Annotated in this window: 17 protein-coding genes; 3 read left to right on the forward strand and 14 right to left on the reverse strand. The window is 55.7% G+C overall.

The genetic code is table 11. The features are described 5' to 3' along the window. Nucleotides 1-6: 6 nt before the first annotated feature. Together guaA and guaB are read right to left on the reverse strand one after the other, a co-directional pair. Complete coding sequence (gene guaA, locus AM379_RS01840; RefSeq protein ID WP_068794866.1) at nt 7-1,584, reverse strand: glutamine-hydrolyzing GMP synthase; 1,578 nt, start codon at nt 1,582-1,584, stop codon at nt 7-9. 67 nt (nt 1,585-1,651) lie between these two features. Further along, on the reverse strand, nt 1,652-3,118 hold the full coding sequence (gene guaB / locus AM379_RS01845; RefSeq protein WP_020883040.1) for an IMP dehydrogenase: 1,467 nt from the start codon (nt 3,116-3,118) through the stop codon (nt 1,652-1,654). 162 nt (nt 3,119-3,280) lie between these two features. On the opposite strand from guaB, the gene xseA reads away from it, so the two are divergent. The 3 genes from xseA (at nt 3,281) to AM379_RS01860 (ending at nt 6,097) form a co-directional block, all read left to right on the forward strand. After that, complete coding sequence (gene xseA, locus AM379_RS01850; protein ID WP_014171156.1) at nt 3,281-4,654, forward strand: exodeoxyribonuclease VII large subunit; 1,374 nt, start codon at nt 3,281-3,283, stop codon at nt 4,652-4,654. A gap of 72 nt (nt 4,655-4,726) precedes the next feature. Further along, entirely contained in the window at nt 4,727-5,746 is a 1,020-nt protein-coding gene (locus AM379_RS01855; RefSeq protein WP_014171157.1) for a M4 family metallopeptidase, read from the forward strand. Then, the gene (locus tag AM379_RS01860; protein ID WP_068794867.1) at nt 5,747-6,097 is read left to right on the forward strand and encodes a protealysin inhibitor emfourin; all 351 of its coding nucleotides are present in this window, start codon (nt 5,747-5,749) and stop codon (nt 6,095-6,097) included. Here the strand turns inward: AM379_RS01860 and AM379_RS01865 are convergent. The 12 genes from AM379_RS01865 to pbpC all read right to left on the reverse strand — a co-directional run bounded on the left by AM379_RS01865 (nt 6,094) and on the right by pbpC (nt 20,777). Continuing rightward, nucleotides 6,094-6,315: a zinc ribbon domain-containing protein gene (locus tag AM379_RS01865; RefSeq protein ID WP_025203470.1), complete on the reverse strand. Its 222-nt coding sequence runs from the start codon at nt 6,313-6,315 to the stop codon at nt 6,094-6,096. The genes AM379_RS01860 and AM379_RS01865 overlap by 4 nt on opposite strands. Before the next feature lie 52 nt (nt 6,316-6,367). Next, nucleotides 6,368-7,402 carry a Gfo/Idh/MocA family oxidoreductase gene (locus AM379_RS01870; protein ID WP_106503402.1) on the reverse strand — a complete coding sequence of 345 codons (1,035 nt, stop codon included), beginning with the start codon at nt 7,400-7,402 and terminating at the stop codon, nt 6,368-6,370. 65 nt (nt 7,403-7,467) lie between these two features. Further along, nucleotides 7,468-9,009 carry a peptide MFS transporter gene (locus AM379_RS01875; protein WP_068794869.1) on the reverse strand — a complete coding sequence of 514 codons (1,542 nt, stop codon included), beginning with the start codon at nt 9,007-9,009 and terminating at the stop codon, nt 7,468-7,470. Nucleotides 9,010-9,309: 300 nt separating this feature from the next. Then, nucleotides 9,310-10,782 carry a ribosome biogenesis GTPase Der gene (gene der, locus AM379_RS01880; protein WP_106503403.1) on the reverse strand — a complete coding sequence of 491 codons (1,473 nt, stop codon included), beginning with the start codon at nt 10,780-10,782 and terminating at the stop codon, nt 9,310-9,312. A 112-nt stretch (nt 10,783-10,894) separates the two neighbouring features. Further along, nucleotides 10,895-12,073, reverse strand: a complete 1,179-nt coding sequence (gene bamB / locus AM379_RS01885) for an outer membrane protein assembly factor BamB (RefSeq protein WP_014171163.1) — start codon at nt 12,071-12,073, stop codon at nt 10,895-10,897. A gap of 10 nt (nt 12,074-12,083) precedes the next feature. After that, on the reverse strand, nt 12,084-12,704 hold the full coding sequence (locus tag AM379_RS01890) for a YfgM family protein (protein WP_020883032.1): 621 nt from the start codon (nt 12,702-12,704) through the stop codon (nt 12,084-12,086). Nucleotides 12,705-12,717: 13 nt separating this feature from the next. Next, nucleotides 12,718-13,992: a histidine--tRNA ligase gene (gene hisS, locus AM379_RS01895; protein ID WP_020883031.1), complete on the reverse strand. Its 1,275-nt coding sequence runs from the start codon at nt 13,990-13,992 to the stop codon at nt 12,718-12,720. A gap of 81 nt (nt 13,993-14,073) precedes the next feature. Then, nucleotides 14,074-15,192, reverse strand: coding sequence for a flavodoxin-dependent (E)-4-hydroxy-3-methylbut-2-enyl-diphosphate synthase (ispG, locus tag AM379_RS01900; protein WP_014171166.1), 1,119 nt, complete (start codon nt 15,190-15,192; stop codon nt 14,074-14,076). A 26-nt stretch (nt 15,193-15,218) separates the two neighbouring features. After that, nucleotides 15,219-16,235, reverse strand: a complete 1,017-nt coding sequence (gene rodZ / locus AM379_RS01905) for a cytoskeleton protein RodZ (RefSeq protein WP_014171167.1) — start codon at nt 16,233-16,235, stop codon at nt 15,219-15,221. A gap of 293 nt (nt 16,236-16,528) precedes the next feature. Then, on the reverse strand, nt 16,529-17,695 hold the full coding sequence (locus tag AM379_RS01910; RefSeq protein ID WP_014171168.1) for a bifunctional tRNA (adenosine(37)-C2)-methyltransferase TrmG/ribosomal RNA large subunit methyltransferase RlmN: 1,167 nt from the start codon (nt 17,693-17,695) through the stop codon (nt 16,529-16,531). Between the two features lie 169 nt (nt 17,696-17,864). Beyond that, nucleotides 17,865-18,296, reverse strand: a complete 432-nt coding sequence (gene ndk, locus AM379_RS01915) for a nucleoside-diphosphate kinase (protein ID WP_003860625.1) — start codon at nt 18,294-18,296, stop codon at nt 17,865-17,867. Between the two features lie 156 nt (nt 18,297-18,452). After that, a complete protein-coding gene (gene pbpC, locus AM379_RS01920) occupies nt 18,453-20,777 on the reverse strand; it encodes a peptidoglycan glycosyltransferase PbpC (RefSeq protein WP_106503404.1) in 2,325 nt (774 codons plus the stop codon). Nucleotide 20,778 lies beyond the last annotated feature (1 nt).

Below are 20,778 nucleotides of genomic sequence, written 5' to 3' on the forward strand. Positions count from 1 at the left end.
GGAAAATCATTCCCACTCAATTGTAGCCGGTGGCTTACCGCTGATGTCATACACCACGCGGGAGATACCGTTCACTTCGTTGATAATGCGGTTAGAGACGCGGCCCAGGAAGTCGTACGGCAGGTGCGCCCAGTGCGCGGTCATGAAGTCGATGGTTTCCACCGCACGCAGGGAAACAACCCAGTCGTACTTACGGCCATCGCCCATCACGCCGACAGAGCGCACCGGCAGGAACACGGTGAACGCCTGGCTCACTTTGTTGTACAGGTCAGCTTTGTGCAGCTCTTCAATGAAGATAGCGTCCGCGCGACGCAGCAGGTCGCAGTACTCTTTCTTCACTTCGCCCAGCACACGCACGCCCAGACCTGGACCCGGGAACGGGTGACGGTAGAGCATGTCGTATGGCAGACCCAGTTCCAGGCCGATCTTACGTACTTCATCTTTGAACAGCTCACGCAGCGGTTCAACCAGGCTCATCTTCATCTCTTTCGGCAGGCCGCCCACGTTGTGGTGAGATTTGATGACGTGTGCTTTACCGGTTGCGGAAGCCGCAGATTCAATCACGTCAGGGTAGATGGTGCCCTGCGCCAGCCATTTAACGTCTTCCAGCTTCAGCGCTTCTTCGTCGAACACTTCAACGAAGACGCGACCGATGATTTTACGTTTCGCTTCCGGATCGTTCTCGCCGGCCAGCGCGTCGAGGAAGCGCTTCTCGCCTTCCACGTGAATGATGTTCAGACCGAAGTGGTCGCCGAACATATCCATAACCTGCTGCGCTTCGTTCAGACGCAGCAGACCGTTGTCCACGAATACACAGGTCAGGTTTTTGCCGATTGCGCGGTGCAGCAGCATCGCGGTGACAGAGGAGTCAACACCGCCGGACAGGCCGAGGATCACTTTGTCATTGCCAACCTGCTGGCGGATACGCTCAACGGCGTCGTCGATGATTTTTGCTGGCGTCCACAGTGCTTCACACTGGCAAATATCACGCACGAAGCGTTCCAGCATGCGCATACCCTGACGGGTGTGGGTCACTTCCGGGTGGAACTGCACACCGTAGAAGCGTTTTTCTTCGTTCGCCATAATCGCAAACGGGCAGTTATCGGTGCTGGCAACGGTCACAAAGTCAGACGGGATGGCGGTGACTTTGTCGCCGTGGCTCATCCACACGTCCAGCAGCGGTTTGCCGTCTGCGGTCAGGGAGTCTTCGATACCGCGAACCAGCGCGCTGTCGGTGACGACTTCAACCTGCGCGTAGCCAAACTCACGCTCGTTAGACCCTTCTACGTGGCCGCCCAGCTGCATGGCCATGGTCTGCATACCGTAGCAAACGCCGAATACCGGCACGCCCGCTTCAAACACGTACTGCGGTGCGCGTGGGCTGTTCTCTTCGGTGGTGCTTTCCGGGCCGCCGGACAGGATGATGCCGCTTGGATTGAATTCGCGAATCTGTGCTTCCGTGACATCCCATGCCCACAGTTCACAGTAAACGCCCAGTTCACGCACGCGACGTGCAACCAGTTGAGTGTACTGAGAACCAAAGTCCAGGATGAGAATGCGATGTTTATGAATGTTTTCCGTCATTGACGCTAATTCCGAGGCAAGTGAAACAAATACAGAGCGCCCGGCATGAGCCGGGCGCGGAAATTTATCAGGAGCCCAGACGGTAGTTCGGGGACTCTTTGGTGATCGTCACGTCGTGAACGTGGCTCTCCTGGATACCCGCACCGCTGATGCGTACGAATTCCGCTTTAGTACGCAGCAGGTCGATGGTACCACAGCCGGTCAGACCCATACAGGAGCGCAGGCCGCCCATCTGCTGGTGAATGATCTCTTTCAGGCGGCCTTTATAGGCAACGCGGCCTTCGATACCTTCCGGTACCAGTTTGTCAGCGGCGTTATCGCTCTGGAAGTAACGGTCGGAAGAGCCTTTGGACATCGCGCCCAGGGAGCCCATACCACGGTATGATTTGTAAGAACGGCCCTGGTAGAGTTCGATTTCGCCCGGAGATTCTTCAGTACCGGCCAGCATGGAGCCAACCATGACGGCTGCAGCACCTGCAGCGATCGCTTTCGCGATGTCGCCAGAGAAGCGGATACCGCCGTCAGCGATAACCGGAATACCGGTGCCTTCCAGCGCTTCAACCGCGTCGGATACCGCGGTGATCTGCGGAACGCCTACGCCAGTCACGATACGGGTGGTACAAATAGAGCCAGGACCGATACCGACTTTCACCGCGCTGCAGCCTGCTTCAGCCAGTGCGCGAGCGCCTGCACCCGTTGCAACGTTACCGCCGATGATCTGCAGGTCTGGGTATTTCGCACGGGTTTCACGAATACGTTGCAGAACGCCTTCGGAGTGGCCGTGAGAGGAGTCAATCAGCAGTACGTCAACACCCGCAGCTACCAGCGCGTCAACACGCTCTTCGTTACCTGCACCCGCGCCAACGGCAGCACCTACGCGCAGACGGCCATGCTCGTCTTTACAGGCGTTAGGTTTACGTTCTGCTTTCTGGAAATCTTTAACGGTGATCATGCCCAGCAGGTGGAAGTTCGCGTCCACAACCAGTGCTTTCTCAACGCGCTTCTCGTGCATTTTAGCCAGCACGACGTCACGGGTTTCGCCTTCACGGACGGTTACCAGACGCTCTTTCGGGGTCATGTATACGCTGACAGGCTGGTTCAGGTCAGTCACGAAACGCACGTCACGGCCGGTGATGATGCCCACCAGTTCGTTATCTTCGGTGACAACCGGGTAACCGGCGAAACCGTTACGTTCGGTCAGGGCTTTCACTTCGTGCAGGGTGGTGGTTGGCAGAACGGTCTGTGGGTCAGACACGATGCCGGATTCATGTTTCTTCACGCGGCGAACTTCTTCAGCCTGACGCTCGATAGACATGTTTTTATGAATAAAGCCGATGCCACCTTCCTGTGCCAGGGCGATAGCCAGGCGCGCTTCAGTCACGGTGTCCATTGCCGCAGAGAGCATAGGAATGTTCAGGCGAATCGTTTTCGTCAACTGCGTGCTGAGATCGGCAGTATTCGGCAGAACGGTGGAATGAGCGGGAACGAGGAGGACGTCGTCAAACGTCAGTGCTTCTTTAGCGATACGTAGCATGGGCAATATCTCTGACCTGGTGGGTGGTTAAATATTGCCGTGGCATTATACAGAGCGTAACCGATTGCATCCACACTTTTTTATAAAAAAACCTTGCACTCCCCTCTCAGCAGGTTACTATCGACTGAATAACTTGCTGATTTAGAATTTGATCCCGCTCACATGTTATCCACTCAATCCCCCTCAATTTTTACTGTCAGCCGCCTTAATCAGACGGTTCGTTTGCTGCTTGAGCAGGAAATGGGGCAGGTCTGGATCAGCGGTGAAATTTCTAACTTCACGCAGCCTTCATCTGGTCACTGGTACTTCACATTAAAAGACGACACCGCTCAGGTGCGCTGTGCAATGTTCCGCAACAGCAACCGCCGCGTGACGTTTCGCCCTCAGCATGGTCAGCAGGTTCTGGTTCGCGCCAATATCACCCTGTATGAGCCGCGCGGCGATTATCAAATCATCGTCGAAAGTATGCAGCCTGCGGGCGAAGGTGTGTTGCAGCAGAAGTACGAGCAGCTAAAAGACAAACTCTCGCAAGAGGGTCTGTTCGATCAGCAGTTCAAAAAACCGCTCCCCTCACCTGCCCACTGCGTTGGGGTGATTACGTCAAAAACCGGGGCGGCACTGCACGATATTCTTCATGTCCTCAAACGCCGCGACCCGTCCCTGCCCGTTATCATCTACCCGACCGCTGTTCAGGGTGATGACGCACCGGGTCAGATTGTCCGCGCCATTGAACTTGCAAACGCACGTCAGGAGTGCGACGTGCTGATTGTCGGGCGTGGCGGCGGTTCGCTGGAAGACCTGTGGAGCTTTAACGACGAACGTGTGGCACGGGCCATTTTCGCAAGCCAGATCCCAGTCGTCAGCGCCGTCGGCCACGAAACGGACGTAACGATAGCTGATTTTGTGGCGGATTTACGCGCGCCAACGCCCTCCGCAGCCGCGGAAGTGGTGAGCCGCAATCAGCTGGAGCTGTTGCGTCAGCTGCAGAATGGTCAGCAGCGTCTGGAAATGGCGATGGACTATTTCCTGGCCAATCGGACGCGCCGGTTTACCCAGCTTCATCATCGCCTGCAACAGCAGCACCCGCAATTGCGGCTGGCCCGTCAGCAAACCGTGCTGGAGCGTCTGCGTCAGCGAATGAACGTCGCGCTGGATATTCAGCTCAAGCGCGCGGTCTCGCGCCAGCAGCGTATTACTCAGCGCCTGAACCAGCAGAACCCACAGCCGAAGATTTATCGCGCGCAAACGCGTATCCAACAGCTTGAGTATCGACTGGCAGACACTATCCGCGCACGTCTTAGCACCACACGTGAACGCTTTGGCAACGCGGTCACCCACCTCGAGGCGGTCAGCCCGCTCTCGACGCTGGCACGAGGCTATAGCGTAACGACCGCCACCGACGGTAAAGTGCTGAAGCAAACGAAGCAGGTGAAAGCCGGAGATGTTCTCACCACCCGTCTGTCAGACGGCTGGGTGGAGAGCGAAGTGAAAGAGATTAAACCGGTGAAAAAAACGCGCCAGCGAAAAACCGGATAATTCTTCGTCGGTTACAAACTATACTGCTGCTATTCCCTTTTATCTGGCCTTGCCCGAACTAAGGAGAGCAGCATGTCTTATCTTCACAGCGTCATTCCCCCCTATATTCTTCGTCGCATTATCGAAAGTGGTTCTGAGCCGCAGCAGCGCTGCGCCCGTCAGACGTTAACGCATGTGCAAACGCTCATGGCGCATATGCCGGGCAAACCCGCCGCGCCGCACGTCAATAAAGCCGGTCAACTGGAGCGTGATATTTACGATGCCAGACAGACGCAGGAGCTGCCGGGTACTCAGGTGCGTTATGAGGGCCAGCCGTCAAATGGCGATGTGGCGGTTGATGAAGCCTACAATTATTTGGGGGTCACCCATGATTTCTTCTGGAAAATGTATCAGCGCGATTCGCTTGATAATAAAGGCCTCATCCTGACCGGTACCGTGCACTATGGCCGGGAATATCAGAACGCCTTCTGGAATGGTCAGCAGATGGTCTTTGGTGATGGCGACGGCGAAATATTTAACCGCTTTACCATTGCCATTGACGTCGTGGCCCACGAGCTAAGCCACGGTGTCACCGAGACCGAAGCCGGGCTTATCTATTTTGAGCAGTCTGGCGCGCTGAATGAATCATTGTCAGATGTGTTTGGCTCGCTGGTCAAACAGTACCACCTCAAACAGACCGCCGATGAAGCCGACTGGCTGATTGGTGAGGGGCTGCTGGCAGACGGTATTAACGGCAAAGGGCTGCGCTCCATGTCAGCGCCCGGCACCGCCTATGACGATCCTCTGCTCGGTAAAGACCCGCAGCCTGGGCACATGAAAGACTTTATCAAAACGCGCGAAGACAACGGCGGCGTACACCTGAATTCAGGTATTCCCAACCGGGCGTTTTATCTGGCCGCGAAGGCGATTGGGGGTCATGCCTGGGAAAAAGCGGGATATGCCTGGTACGACACAGTTTGCGACCGTCACCTGGCGCAAGATGCCGATTTTGAGGCCTTCGCAAAACTGACGGTTGCCCACGGCGAGAAACGGTCCGGTGGCGACGTGGCGGCTGCGATAAAACAAGCCTGGGAACAGGTGGGAGTGCTGTAAATGCAGGTTCCGGAACTCACAGACGACGCCGTCGTTGAGCTGGCCCGGGAAGGCGGCGTCGCTTTTATCCCTAAGCTAAGCGGCCAACGCACCATTACGCTTTCGTCACTCAATGAGGCCCAGCGTCAGCGCGTGGTAAGCATCCTGGAGCAGGCAATTCCACGCGGCCAGCCGCCGGGTGAACCCTCCTCGCCGGGGAGTGGCGATCAGCGTTATTTTCGTATCCAGATAATCTGGACTCAGCACAATCAGGCCCAGTACACCGATATGATTGTGCTGGTGCCTGAGCAGGAAGCCCCTGAGTCGCTGGTCGAGCTGTGGCAGAAAGGCGAAGGCTGCGTGTGTGATTAAGCTTCAGCCGGGACAAACTCCACGCGCTTTTTCGAAATCAGGCCGTGGCCGTTCTGGCAGAAGTAATCCACCGCACCGCAGGCTTTTAAGACCTGGAGTGGCTGATGACACTCCGGGCAGCGGGCTTCGAGCGCGATATCCTTATCGCAGTGCTCACAGTGGGCGACGCCATTTTGCACTTCAAGCTCTGCGTGGCAATCCGGGCAGGTAATCGACATGATGACTCCTTTGCTGGGCATTCTGTAATACGTTGATATTAACACGCAGCACTCAGTGCGGGCCACGCAGCTGTTGCTGTAAGGTCAGCAGCAGTTCTACTTCCGCCATTCGACGGCGTGTCGTCCGGCTCACTTCTTCCGGGTCACATTCGAACAGACTTTTCTGCCCCAGAATGCGCTCTGCCAGGCAGTGCATATAAATCGTGCCTGGAATATGCCAGCGCTGAACCCGATCGCCGTCCGTCAGCACGAGCACATCTTCTGCTCCGTGACGATCGTGGCTTATGACGCGCCCGTCATGCAGATACAGCCGTAACCCTTTTTGCCCGCCTGACGGTCCCGCATATTTGTTGAGCCAAATCTCCACCGGAATGCCACTAAGCTGCCCGCGAAGATGAACGCTGCCCTCTGCCGTGGTGAGATCGCCCTGTTTGATCTCACGCCCAAGCCGGTCAGTAGCGGCCACCACCTGCAGCGTCATATCATCCCCGCCCCCCAGATAACGCACCGTTTCACGCAGCATCGCCAGCACATGCGTGCCGATGTCCAGGATAACGCCGTCAGGATGGCGAAGCGTGCGGGTGTCCACTTCACCCGTGGCGAAGTTAAGCGCGACAGGTTCTCCTTTTGCGTTAAACCCGCTCGGTTCCTGCAAAAAACCGTCAATTCTGGCGATATCTGCAAAAGTCCCGATCAGCCCAAGCTGAACCGTTGCGAGGCGCGCCATCCAGTGGTCAAGTGCGAGCACACGGGACGCCGCACCGGGCAACGCCAGCAGCCTGTTCAGTTTTTCGAGCTGCGCGAGCGTGGCGACGATGGGTTTTTCAACCACGATCCGCGCCGCAGGAGACGCCAGGGCGTGCTCCAGCACCTCAAGATGCTGCAGAGAAGCCGTGGTAATAAACAGGGTATCAAGAGGATGCGAGAGAAGTTCGGTGAGAGAGGCGCAGCGCGTCACGCCTTCAGGGTGTCTGCCAGGCTGAACATCAAACCCCAGGCAGTGCAGTGAATCGCCATACAGATTGTGTAGTGCGGGTAAGTACGCGGTTTCCACCACCGCGCCAAGACCAACAAACCCTAACAGCATATTCTACCTCGTCGAGTAAATTACCGGGGCAAACGCCTGCCCCGGTATTGACGAGCGAGGCGTTATCAGGCGTTAGCGGCCGGTTTAGTCTGCGCATTTTCCAGCATGCGACGTACCGGAACAATGAGGACGATCAGCACCGCGGCACAAATCAGCAGCGCGATGGAGCAACGTGCGAAGAGATCCGGCAGCATATCCAGCTGGTCGGCCTTCACGTGACCGCCAATCAGACCTGCCGCCAGGTTGCCCAGCGCACTTGCGCAGAACCACAGGCCCATCATCTGCCCACGCATTCTTTCCGGTGCCAGCAGCGTCATGGTCGCCAGACCAATCGGGCTCAGGCACAGTTCCCCCAGCGTCAGCATCAGAATGCTGCCCACCAGCCAGAATGGCGACACGCCCGCGCCACCGTTATTCAGTACGTTCTGCGCAGCCAGCATCATCAGACCAAAGCCTGCGGCGGCACACAAAATACCAATAACAAACTTGGTGATACTGCTCGGACGAATGTTCATGCTGGCAAGTTTCGGCCAGGCCCAGCTGAATACCGGTGCCAGCAGGATGATGAACAGGGCGTTAATCGACTGGAACCATACTGCCGGGATTTCGAAATCACCGATCATGCGGTTAGTGTAGTCGTTGGCAAAGAGGTTGAATGACGTTGGCTTCTGCTCGAAGGCGGACCAGAAGAACGCGGCGGAGACCAGCAGAATAAAACAGACCAGAAGTCTGGCACGCTCTTTACGATTCAGGCCCGCAAAAAGGAACAGGTAGATAAAGTAGAAGGCAACGGACGCCGCAATCACGTAAACCAGCACGCTGGCTACCGCAACCGGGTTAATCACAATCACACCCTGCGCGATCAGCGTAACGATAACAGCCACCCCAACGGCCAGCGCCAGCAACCATGCGCCCACGCCGTTTCTTTTCACCACCGGGCTGTTCCAGGTCGAGTCCAGCCCCACTTCGCTGTCATAGCGTTTCATTGCCGGAACGGCAAACACGCGGAAGATGATCAGGGCAACCAGCATCCCGATGCCACCAATGCCGAAGCCCCAGTGCCAGCCGTGAGATTTAATCAGCCAGCCAGAAATCAGCGGCGCGATAAACGAGCCCATGTTGATGCCCATGTAGAACAGCGAGAAACCGCCGTCACGACGCGCATCGCCTTTTTTATACAGCGTCCCCACCATGACCGAGATACAGGTCTTAAACAGACCAGAACCGAGCACGATGAACATCAGGCCGATAAAGAACAGGTTATCGCCCATGATGGCCGAGAGCGCAATCGACAGGTGGCCGAGCGCAATCAGGATGGATCCGTACCAGACGGCTTTCTGCTGGCCGAGCCAGTTATCCGCCAGCCAGCCACCCGGCAGTGCGGCCAGGTACATGGTGCCGGCAAAGATGCCCACAATTGCCGACGCGTTTTCACGTGCCAGCCCCATCCCGCCGTCATACACGGTGGCGGCCATAAACAGGATCAGTAATGGGCGAATGCCGTAAAACGAGAAACGTTCCCACATCTCGGTAAAGAACAGCGAACCGAGCGGATAAGGGTGGCCGAAGAACGTTCGGCTTTCTTTTTGATTAACAGAGGATTGCATAATTCTCCCAGGAAGGTATGTGTCGTGCTTGTAAACACCAGCATGTACGCCGGCCAGTTACGTATCTGACCGATTTTTTACATGCGGCGAAAAGTTAGTTAACCATTTGATAACCAGTCGCTAGTTTTGTCTAGTACCGGACCCTGGACTTTAAGATGAAAATTCGATGATTGTCTACTTTCTTAGATTTAAACTTGGTTAAAAGTGAATAGTGATTGACATCACACAGAGAGGACTGGCGGTATGAGCGGGCGAAAAAAAGCCCGCGATCAACGCGGGCTTCAGAAAGAACGGCAAAGCTTATTTGCTTTTCTTAATGTGCTTAATCAAACGCTTACGCTTACGCATCTGGTTTGGCGTCAGGGTATTGCGCTTGTTGGCGAACGGGTTCTCCCCTTCCTTGAACTGGATGCGGATTGGCGTGCCCATGACGTCCAGTGATTTACGGAAGTAGTTCATCAGATAGCGCTTGTAGGAATCCGGCAGGTCTTTAACCTGGTTGCCGTGAATCACCACGATCGGTGGGTTATAACCACCGGCGTGAGCATATTTCAGCTTCACGCGACGACCACGCACCAGCGGCGGCTGATGGTCTTCTGCTGCCATGTTCATGATACGGGTCAGCATGGCGGTGCTCTGACGACGGGTGGAGCTGTCGTACGCTTCACGCACGGACTCAAACAGATTACCTACACCGCTGCCGTGTAACGCAGAGATAAAGTGCACGCGAGCAAAGTCGATAAAGCCCAGACGGAAGTCGAGCGTCTCTTTCACCTGCTCTCTCAGCTCATTACTCAGGCCGTCCCATTTGTTGACCACGATAACGAGTGAGCGCCCACTATTCAGAATGAAGCCGAGCAGAGAAAGGTCCTGATCGGAGATACCTTCACGCGCATCGATGACCAGCATGACCACGTTGGCATCTTCAATCGCCTGCAGGGTTTTGATAACGGAGAATTTTTCCACCACATCGGTGATTTTCCCGCGCTTACGTACGCCTGCAGTATCAATGAGTACATACTCACGCTCATCGCGCTGCATCGGGATATAAATACTGTCGCGCGTGGTGCCCGGCATGTCGTAAACGACCACACGCTCTTCGCCGAGGATACGGTTAGTAAGTGTAGACTTACCTACGTTTGGACGGCCCACGATAGCCAGTTTGATCGGCAGATCCTGCGGGTTGAAGTCGTCTTCAGGCTCTTCCTCGCCCGCTTCGCCGTCTTCGAACTGCGCCCAATATTCGGCGTCTTCATCGATCTCTTCCGGCGGGTTAACTTCATCAACCCACGGCAGCAAAACGGTTTCCAGCAGGCTGGTCACGCCACGACCATGAGATGCCGCGATCGGGTAGATTTCGCCCAGACCTAAGGACCAGAAATCCGCAACCGCCTGGTCTGCATCAATACCGTCAGTTTTGTTCGCCACCAGGAAAGTGGGTTTTTCACGCGAGCGCAGATGTTTCGCAATAGCGGAGTCCGCCGGCATCAGGCCTGCGCGAGCGTCCACCATAAACAGAACCACGTCAGCTTCTTCAATCGCCAGCAGCGACTGTTCCGCCATGCGGGTTTCAACACCATCTTCTGTCCCGTCAATACCACCGGTATCAATACAGATGAACTCGCGTCCTTCTACTTCTGCACGACCGTACTTACGGTCACGCGTCAGCCCCGGGAAATCCGCAACCAGCGCATCACGGGTGCGTGTTAAACGGTTAAAAAGAGTGGATTTTCCAACGTTAGGGCGCCCGACAAGCGCGACCACAGGTACCATGTTTGAAGCCTCATAAAATTCAAATAAACGTCGCATTTGCGGCGTTTTTAAAAATGTCAAAACGGCTCCTGAGTGAACAGGAGCCGTTTAGTATACTACAACCGCTGGGTAATTAACGCGTGATCGCGTACAGCGTGCCGTCTTTTGCCTGAATCAACAGTTTGCCGTCAGCCACGACCGGTTCCGTCAGGAAACCTGAGCTGTCGACTTTTTGCTGAGCAACAAAACGACCGTTGTCCGGGTCAATCCAGTGCATATACCCTTCGCTATCACCCACCACCAGGCTACCGTTATACAGTGCTGGTGCGGTCAGCAGACGGTGCAGCAGATCGCTTTGCGTCCACAGCGTAACACCACCTTCGGTGCTGAGCGCCAGCAGACGGTCGTTCTGATCGACCATATAGATACGGTTGCCATCAACCACGAAATCATTTACCGAGCCCAGTTCACGTTTCCACATGACCTGGCCGCTGCGCAGATCCAGCGCGGTCAGGTTACCGTTATAGGCCAGTGCGTAAACCACACCGTCTACGATAACCGGGGTCGTGTCGACATCGCTCAGACGATCGATTTCCGTTGAGCCTGTCGCCTGAGAAATACGCTGCTGCCAGATCATCTGGCCTTGCTGCATCAATACCGCGCTTACACGACCGTTGTCACCGCCAACAATGGCAGCACCAAAGGCGGTAGCCGGCGCAGATTCACCGCGCAGGGACAAGGAAGGCATATCCAGGTTCACGGTCCATTTCACCAGACCATCGGCTTCGTTCAGCGCCTGCAGCTGGCCGTTGCTGGTGTGGATCAGTACCATGCCGTCGCTCACGACCGGACGAGACAGAGACTCACCGGCCACGGAGGTTTGCCATGCAACAGAACCATCGCTGGTGTTGAGAGCATAGACCTGGGCTTTTTCGCTACCCACGTACACATGCCCACCGGCAACGGTCAGACCGCCAGAAAGCAGTGCCGGTTTACGAGAGAACCAGCCATCTTTTTCCGCCAGGTTAACCGACCACACTTCTTTCCCGTCATCGGCGTTAACCGCCTTCACGGTACCTTTGCGGTCAGCCGCATAGATAACGCTGTCGGCAAAAGCCGGGTGCAGGTTGGAATAAAAATCACCAATACCATCGCCCACGGAGGTGCTCCACGCGGTGGACGGGGTAAACTGGTTTTCAACAGTCGGCAGTGGGGACATTTTCACAACGTCTTCTTCGCCACTGAACAGTGAACAGCCACTCAATAACGTAACAGAAAGCAGTCCTGGCAGAAGTAATTTACGCAATTGCATCGGGTCCCTCTCAGACGGACAAATTATTTATTTTCATCTGCATCATTTCGCTCAGCGCAGGTGAAGCTTTGCTCTCTACGCCAGCTTGCCACGCTTTACGCGCGCCCGCTTTGTCACCTTTGCTCAGCAGTGCTTCACCGCGCAGATCGGCAACAATGGCAGCAAAACCTTCGCCTTTGATGGTATCGAGCGTTTTCAGCGCATCGTCAGCTTTTTTCTGCTGAACCTGAATACGAGCCAGGCGCAGATTGATTACCGCTTTCAGATTTTCATCACTGGCGGCGGTTAGCCCTTGTGACAGCAGGCTAGCGGCTTTATCCAGCTCGTTCTTATCAACGTACTGCTGCGCCACTTCCAGTGCGGCCAGCGCACCGTAGGTGTTTTTGTTGTCAGCGGCAAATTTCTCTGCCGCCGTCAGCGTTTGCGGCTGATCGGCACGGATTGCGCTAACGGTATTTTCATACGACAGCGACGCGTCACGCGCGGAGTCCGCCTGATGACTGTTCCAGTAACGCCAGCCTACCAGCGCACCGACACCTAAAATAACCCCAACAACCAGCGCCTTGCCGTTTTCGACAAAGAAGCGTTTAATCGCGTCGACCTGATCGTGTTCGTTCTCGTAAATTTCCACGCAGTCCTTCTCCTTAGCCCAATAGAGTGCGCAAGTGCGCCGCAACGCCGTCCTGCGTTACCGTTGTCTGCTCACCAGAGCGCAGGTCTTTCACAACCACTTCGCCGTTAGCCACTTCGGACTCGCCCAGCACCAGTGCAATACTTGCGCCCCATTTATCGGCACGAGCAAACTGTTTTTTGAAGTTGCCGCCGCCATGGTTGGTCATCAGCTTCACGTCCGGCAGTGCATCACGCACACGTTCCGCAAGCTGCATTGCCGCAGGCTGCGTTTCCGCGCCTGAGGCTACCAGGTATATATCGACAACGGAATCTGCTTTAAATTCCGGATTAACTGCCTGAACCAGCAAAACAAGTCGCTCAAGGCCCATGGCGAAGCCAACGCCAGGGGCTGGACGACCACCAAGCTGCTCAACCAGACCGTCATAACGACCGCCGGCACACACGGTGCCCTGGGAACCGAGGCTGGATGTCACCCACTCGAACACGGTGCGGTTGTAGTAGTCCAGACCGCGCACCAGACGCTGGTTCACGGTATAAGCAATGCCCGCGGCTTCCAGCAGTTTGCACAGACCCGCAAAGTGCTCACGTGACGCTTCGTCCAGGTAGTCGCCCAATGCAGGTGCATCGTTCAACAGCGCCTGTACGTCAGGATTTTTGGAATCCAGCACACGCAGTGGGTTGCTGTACATACGACGTTTGCAGTCTTCGTCCAGCTTCTCTTTGTGCTGCTCCAGGAACGCAACCAGTGCGTCACGGTAGTTCGCACGTGCTTCCAGAGAACCGATGGAGTTCAGTTCCAGTGAGACATGCTCAGCAATGCCGAGCGCACGCCACCAGCGGGCAGTCAACATAATCAGTTCGGCGTCAATGTCCGGGCCCTGCAGGCCAAAGACTTCCACACCCAGTTGGTTGAACTGGCGATAACGACCTTTCTGTGGACGTTCGTGGCGGAACATCGGGCCGATATACCACAGGCGCTGCTCCTGATTGTACAGGAGACCATGTTCGATGCCGGCGCGTACGCAGCCCGCCGTACCTTCCGGACGCAGTGTCAGGCTGTCGCCGTTGCGGTCCTCAAAGGTGTACATCTCTTTTTCAACCACGTCGGTCACTTCGCCGATCGCGCGTTTGAATAACGGGGTCTGCTCTACAATCGGCAAACGGATTTCGCTGTAACCGTAGCTGCCGAGCACCTGTTTGAGTGTGCCTTCAATGCGCTGCCAGATGGCGGTTTCGCCAGGCAGATAATCGTTCATGCCGCGGATGGCTTGAATGTTTTTTGCCACGTTTATTCTCTTTCTATATACAAAAAAGAACCCAAAGAATGGGTTCAATCATACATGGGAAGCGCCACGCTTCCCATCACGTTATTTTTCAACCTGCTGAATGCTGATGCGCTGCGCTTCATCCATCATTGTTGCTTTGGCACGGATGCGGGCTTCAAGCTGGTCGATCATATCACTATTATCCAGACGATCTTTACGCACGCCATCTTCATAGAGACCACTTTTCTTGTTACCGCCGGTGACGCCGAGCGTTGACACCAGGGCTTCACCCGGACCGTTCACCACGCACCCGATGATGGAGACGTCCATCGGGGTGATGATATCTTCCAGACGTTGCTCAAGCGCATTCACCGTGCCAATCACGTCAAATTCCTGACGTGAACAGGTTGGACAGGCAATGAAGTTGATCCCACGTGCGCGGATACGCAGTGATTTGAGGATATCGAAACCGACTTTGATCTCTTCTACCGGATCGGCCGCCAGCGAAACGCGCAGGGTGTCACCGATCCCTTCCGAGAGCAGCAGCCCCAGACCGATCGCCGATTTAACGGAACCGCTACGAAGGCCACCGGCTTCCGTAATCCCGAGGTGCAAAGGCTGATCGATCTGTTTTGCCAGCAGGCGATAAGACTCTACTGCCAGGAACACATCTGAGGCTTTTACGCTGACTTTGAACTGATCGAAGTTCAGACGATCAAGATGATCAACGTGACGCATCGCGGATTCAAGCAGCGCCTGCGGCGTTGGCTCACCGTATTTTTCCTGCAGATCTTTTTCCAGGGAACCGGCGTTAACGCCGATACGGATAGGAATATTTTTATCGCGGGCGCAATCCACCACCATGCGGATACGCTCTTCGTTACCGATGTTGCCCGGGTTAATACGCAGGCAGTCGACGCCATATTCAGCAACTTTCAGCGCAATGCGGTAATCGAAGTGGATATCAGCAACCAGCGGAACGCTGACCTGCTGTTTGATCAGTTTGAACGCCTCAGCGGCATCCATTGTCGGCACGGAGACGCGAACAATGTCCGCGCCTACACGCTCTAACGCTTTGATCTGATTGACCGTCGCTTCCACGTCTGTGGTGCGCGTGTTGGTCATCGACTGGACGGCGATAGGAGCCCCATCGCCGATTGGCACATTACCAACGTAAATCCGTTTCGATTTTCTACGTTGAATCGGAGCCTGGTTATGCATGAAAAATCTCCCGCGTTGCCCGTCTGTTACTGTGCTGCTGATTGTTCGGCATTAACGGTAAGACGCGCAACCTGGTTAGTTCTGATAAAGCGGCTCAGGTCGACAGGTTTTCCTTGATACTGGATCTGTACTGCTGCCGGAGCGCCGATTTTAAGTTTATACGGTGCCTGGCCGGTTAGGTTTAACGTGCCATCTTTACGCTGCAGACCGCTGAACAGTTTTTTACCTGTTGCATCGGTCACTTCCAGCCAGCAGTCAGCTGAGAAGTTCATCACCAGCGCATTTGGGTCCGCCGCCGGCGCAGCCGTTCCGGCCGGATTGGTTGGCAGTGACGCAGCACCGTTGTCCGCAGGCTGAGTGGCCGCTGGCGCGTTGGTCGCGGTATCCACGTTTGCCTGAGAAGGGGCAACCACCGCGTTTGGATCCTGAGCCTGAGGCGCAGGGGTATTAGCCGTTGCGGCGGGTGCCTGCCCGGCATCGGTTGCAGGCGCATCGGTCGCGGCAGTCTGCGGCTCGCTGGAGGTGGCAGCACCTTCGGTATTCAGCGGCACGCTCTGAGCGTTGTCATTTCCGGACTGATTGAGCTCGGCGGAGGATTGATCGGCCATGGTGGTGATCTCTTCCTGCTGCGCCTTGTGGTTTTGCCACCACCATGCGCCCGTCAGGCCGATCACCACAAACAGCACCAGCCAGGTAAAGCTCATCAGCCAGCCATCACGTTTTTTACGACGTTTTCCCAGGGAGAAGGTCTGCATCGGCGCAACTTTTGCTGCGCGGACCGGTGCCTGCTTCTCCATCATTGGCAGTAATTCTTCTTCAGGGATATGCACCAGTTTTGCATAAGAGCGGATGTAACCACGCAGAAATGTTGAAGCCAGATCGGCCGGAGCCTTATCTTCTTCAATATCGCGAACCGTGGAAACCTTCAGACATAAGCGTTCTGCAACGGCTTGCTGGCTGAGTCCGAGTTGTTCACGGGCGTTGCGAAGACGAACGCCAGTGGAGAGTGCTTCATGTTGGTCGTGAGTGGCTTCAGTATTCATTCGCTACAACTACTGGTACGTGAAAAAAAAGGGTTCAGGTGCCGGTAAGTCACAATGCCACCCGCACCGCGAAAGTTCTGATCAGTTAACCTTGAACAGACAGTATAAGTCTGTCAGCCCGGAGATGACAGCACAGCCCTGCCCGTCAGGATAAACTGTTGTTACGTCGTTACATACTGCCCGAAAGTCGGATGAAACGCACCGTAATTATTGATCAGTCATCACGAATCTGACTGATTATTCAGTAAGATTATGCTTCACGGCGCAAATAATGCGCCGTGAGTGCATAAGAATCAAACAGCTTTGACCGCAATCGTCTCGCCCTGCATACGTTTACGCAGGGTACGTTTGGTACGGTCAATCACATCACCTGCCAGCTGTCCGCATGCAGCATCGATATCATCACCACGGGTTTTACGCACGATAGTGGTGAAACCATACTCCATCAGCACCTTGGAGAAACGGTCGATACGGCTGTTCGAGCTACGGCCATAAGGCGCACCCGGGAACGGGTTCCATGGAATCAGGTTGATTTTGCACGGCGTATCTTTCAGCAGTTCAGCCAGCTGATGCGCATGCTCGGTACCGTCGTTTACGTGATCGAGCATGACATACTCGATCGTCACGCGGCCCTGGTTCGCGTTGGATTTCTCCAGGTAGCGACGCACGGCGGCGAGGAAAGTTTCGATATTGTACTTTTTGTTGATGGGTACAATTTCGTCACGGATTTCGTCGTTCGGTGCATGCAGGGAGATCGCCAGCGCAACGTCAATCATGTCGCCCAGCTTGTCCAGTGCAGGCACTACGCCTGACGTCGACAGCGTTACGCGACGCTTGGACAGACCAAAGCCGAAGTCATCCAGCATGATTTCCATCGCCGGAACGACGTTGGTCAGGTTCAGCAGTGGCTCGCCCATGCCCATCATCACTACGTTGGTGATTGGACGGGTCCCGGTCACTTTCGCCGCACCGACGATTTTCGCCGCACGCCACACCTGGCCGATAATTTCAGACACGCGCAGGTTACGGTTGAATCCCTGTTGAGCGGTTGAGCAGAACTTGCACTCCAGCGCACAGCCTACCTGAGAGGAGACGCACAGCGTGGCGCGGTCTTCTTCCGGGATGTAGACGGTTTCAACGCGCTGATCGCCAACGGCAATCGCCCATTTGATGGTGCCATCGGCAGAGCGCTGCTCCTCCACCACTTCTGGTGCACGGATTTCAGCCACTTCTTTGAGCTTATTGCGCAGCACTTTGTTGATGTCAGTCATGTCATCAAAGTTGTCGCTGCAATAGTGGTACATCCATTTCATGACCTGATCGGCACGAAACGGCTTCTCGCCCATCTCTTTAAAGAACTCGCGCATCTGCTGACGGTTCAGATCCAGCAGGTTAATTTTTCCATTTTTATTTGGAACCGCAGGAATGGCGACTTCGGAGGTATTCACTAATTCAGACATAATTTTTTCCGGCCTCGTTGTTACACGTTATGGCCCATGGAGGGTTGAAAAGAAACGCCCCGGAAAGCAGTCTGCTCGTCCGGGGCGTTGCATTGTACAAAGTCTGGCGCAGGGATGCCACGTCTGCACTCGGCATTTACGAAAATAATGTGTAAACGAAACCGTTAAATTAACGGGTACGTGGACACACTTCGCCTTCAGCGAAGAAGAACGCGATTTCACGAGCGGCAGATTCAACAGAATCGGAACCGTGGGTGCCGTTCTCGGTGAAGCTGTCTGCATAGTCAGCGCGCAGGGTACCAGCCAGTGCGTTATCCGGGTTGGTCGCACCCAGCAGGTCACGGTGACGCTGTACTGCGTTTTCGCCTTCCAGTACGGATACAACGATCGGGCCAGAAGTCATGAACTCAACCAGACCGTCGAAGAATGGACGACCTTCGTGCTCAGCGTAGAAACCGCGAGCCTGCTCAACGGTCAGGTGCAGCATTTTGGTGCCAACGATTTTGAACCCTGCTGATTCAAAGCGAGCAAAGATGCTGCCAATAACGTTTTTTGCCACCGCGTTTGGTTTGATGATGGAAAAAGTACGTTCAATAGCCATGATAACCTCTGTAAATGTTCTGTTGTTTTTCATACCTGAGTATGGTGTGGCGCGGATTATAATGAGCAATAGCGCCATTGCCTATGGATTCAGGTAACATTTTTTTAAAATGAGACGAAGATTAGCAACAGCTCACAGCAGAAGAGACGTTTAACGCTACTGCAGCGTGAAATTCACCGTCGCCACCTGCCCCGCTTCATCCATCACCAGCACCTGATAATCGCCTGATTTATCAAGCTGCAAGGTGTAAACCCGGCTCTTCACCGCCAGCGGTTCGCCATTCAAAAACCACCAGCGTTCACCGCTATTGCCGGTGGCCTGTAGCGGTAACGAGACGCGGGATTCCCCCGGCAGACGCTTGATAACCGCGCCTTCACGCACGCCAGTCAACATCAGCGGTGCAGGTGAGTCCTGCGACAAGGGCGGACAGGTAGCCGATGGCGAAGGGATCCGTGCTGAGCGCCGCTCGGCTGCAGGCAGCCAGGGTTCCAGCGGCAGCGGCCAGACATCCAGAACTTTCTCGGTCGCATCCGGGCAGTCTGCCGCCACGCGTTTGCCCTCTTTATCCAGCCAGACCGGGAAACGGATCCCGCGAATACCTTCCTGTTCCGGTAAGAGCAATGTCGGCGGCTCGCTGCCGTCCAGCAGCCAGGTCGCCAGACGACGACGGCAATTTTCGCTCCCTTCCGGCAGCGACTGGCCGCCCGGCCAACAGATGACGCCGCGTCCCACACCGTCAGGACGCGGGTCGCGTGGCAGACGCGCCTGATCGAGCGTTGAACCAGACTGCAGAACATTATTTACCTGGTTAAGCAGAGGTACCGCGCTCGCAAACCCAAACTGACCCGCCACAGGCGTGCCGTCCGGTCGTCCGGTCCAGATCCCAATAACGTAACGGGCATTCAGCCCTACCGCCCATGCATCACGGTAGCCATAGCTGGTTCCCGTTTTCCATGCCAGAGGTACCACCTGTGGCAACGTATTGTCCGGCAGCGGCTGCGCCTCATTGGCCAGAATACGGCGAATGATCCACGCCGAGCCCTGGGATAACAACGGCCGCTCTGACAAGGGATCGCCTGGCTGTAATCGCAGCCGGCCCGCTTTACCGTGTCGGGCGAACGCGCTGTAGGCCGCGGTGATATCGGCCAGCCGCGCCCCTGCCCCGCCCAGGATCAGCGATAAATTCGGCTGTGCGCCAGCAGGTAAAATCAGCGGCAAACCTGCATTACTCAACATCGCAGCAAAACGTTTTGGTCCGTATGCCTCGAGCACCTGCACGGCGGGCAGATTAAGGGAACGTACCAGCGCTTCACTCATACTCACCGGCCCATGAAACCCACTGTCGAAATTACCCGGGCGATAATCCCCCGTTTTTCTTGGAACATCCTGGAGCAGCGATGCCGGGTGGATCAAACCGTCGTCCAGCGCCATACCGTAGATAAAGGGCTTGAGCACCGATCCCGGCGATCGGATCGCATTCACCATATCCACATGGCTAAACCGGGTGTCATCGTTAATGTCGACCGATCCCACCCAGCCACGCACTTTCATATCCGTGTGATCGACGACGATCATTGCCAGCGAACTGCGAGCCGGCAGACGAGATTTCCAGTTCATCGCCAGTTCTTCAAGCTGCCGCTGCAGGGACGCATCCAGGGTAGTCACAATTTTAGTATCGCGACTTTTGCTCAGCATCATGCGCGAAAAGAGCGGTGCCAGCTGCGGCATTTGCCGGGGCGCCAGCCATACCGCTTCTTCATGAGACTCCTTAACCTGGCTTGCCGGCCAGACGCCCTGCGTCACCATCCGGTCGAGCACTTTGTTGCGTGCCGCTTCTGCACGTTCCGGCCAGCGGTCAGGACGTAACCGGCTTGGTGCCTGCGGCAATACGGCGAGCAGCGCCGCTTCGGAATAGCTGAGCTGCGAAGGTGGTTTGCCGAGGTAGGTCCAGCTTGCCGCACCAATCCCCTGCAGCGTACCGCCAAACGGGGCGCGGTTAAGATAAAGCGTGAGGATGTCGCGCTTAGAGAGATGCCACTCAAGCTGCATGGCTCGCCAGAGCTGACGAATTTTGCCACCAAAAGTGCGCGGATGCGGATCCAGCAGGCGCGCCACCTGCATGGTGAGCGTGCTACCGCCTGAGACAACCCTCCCGGAGGTAAGATCCTGCCAGGCGGCGCGCAGCACAGAGAACGGATTCACGCCTGGATGGTCCCAGAACCAGCGATCTTCATACTGGATCAAGGCTTCAAGATAGCGGGGAGAAACCTCTTCGAGAGTGACCGGATAGCGCCAGATCCCTTCGCTGTCGGCAAAACGCCAGAGCGGCGTGCCCTTTTCGTCCACCACCACCCGTGCGGGGTTGACCTCTTTCAGAGGCAACGGCCACAGGCGATCAGCGGCCAGGATAAGCCCCCATAAAACGAGAAGCGCTCCCGCCAGCCACAGCCAGCGGGAGCGTATCAGACGTACAAGCCGCATA

Source organism: Enterobacter cloacae complex sp. FDA-CDC-AR_0132 (genome assembly GCF_003010695.1).
In the GTDB taxonomy this organism is placed as follows: domain Bacteria; phylum Pseudomonadota; class Gammaproteobacteria; order Enterobacterales; family Enterobacteriaceae; genus Enterobacter; species Enterobacter ludwigii.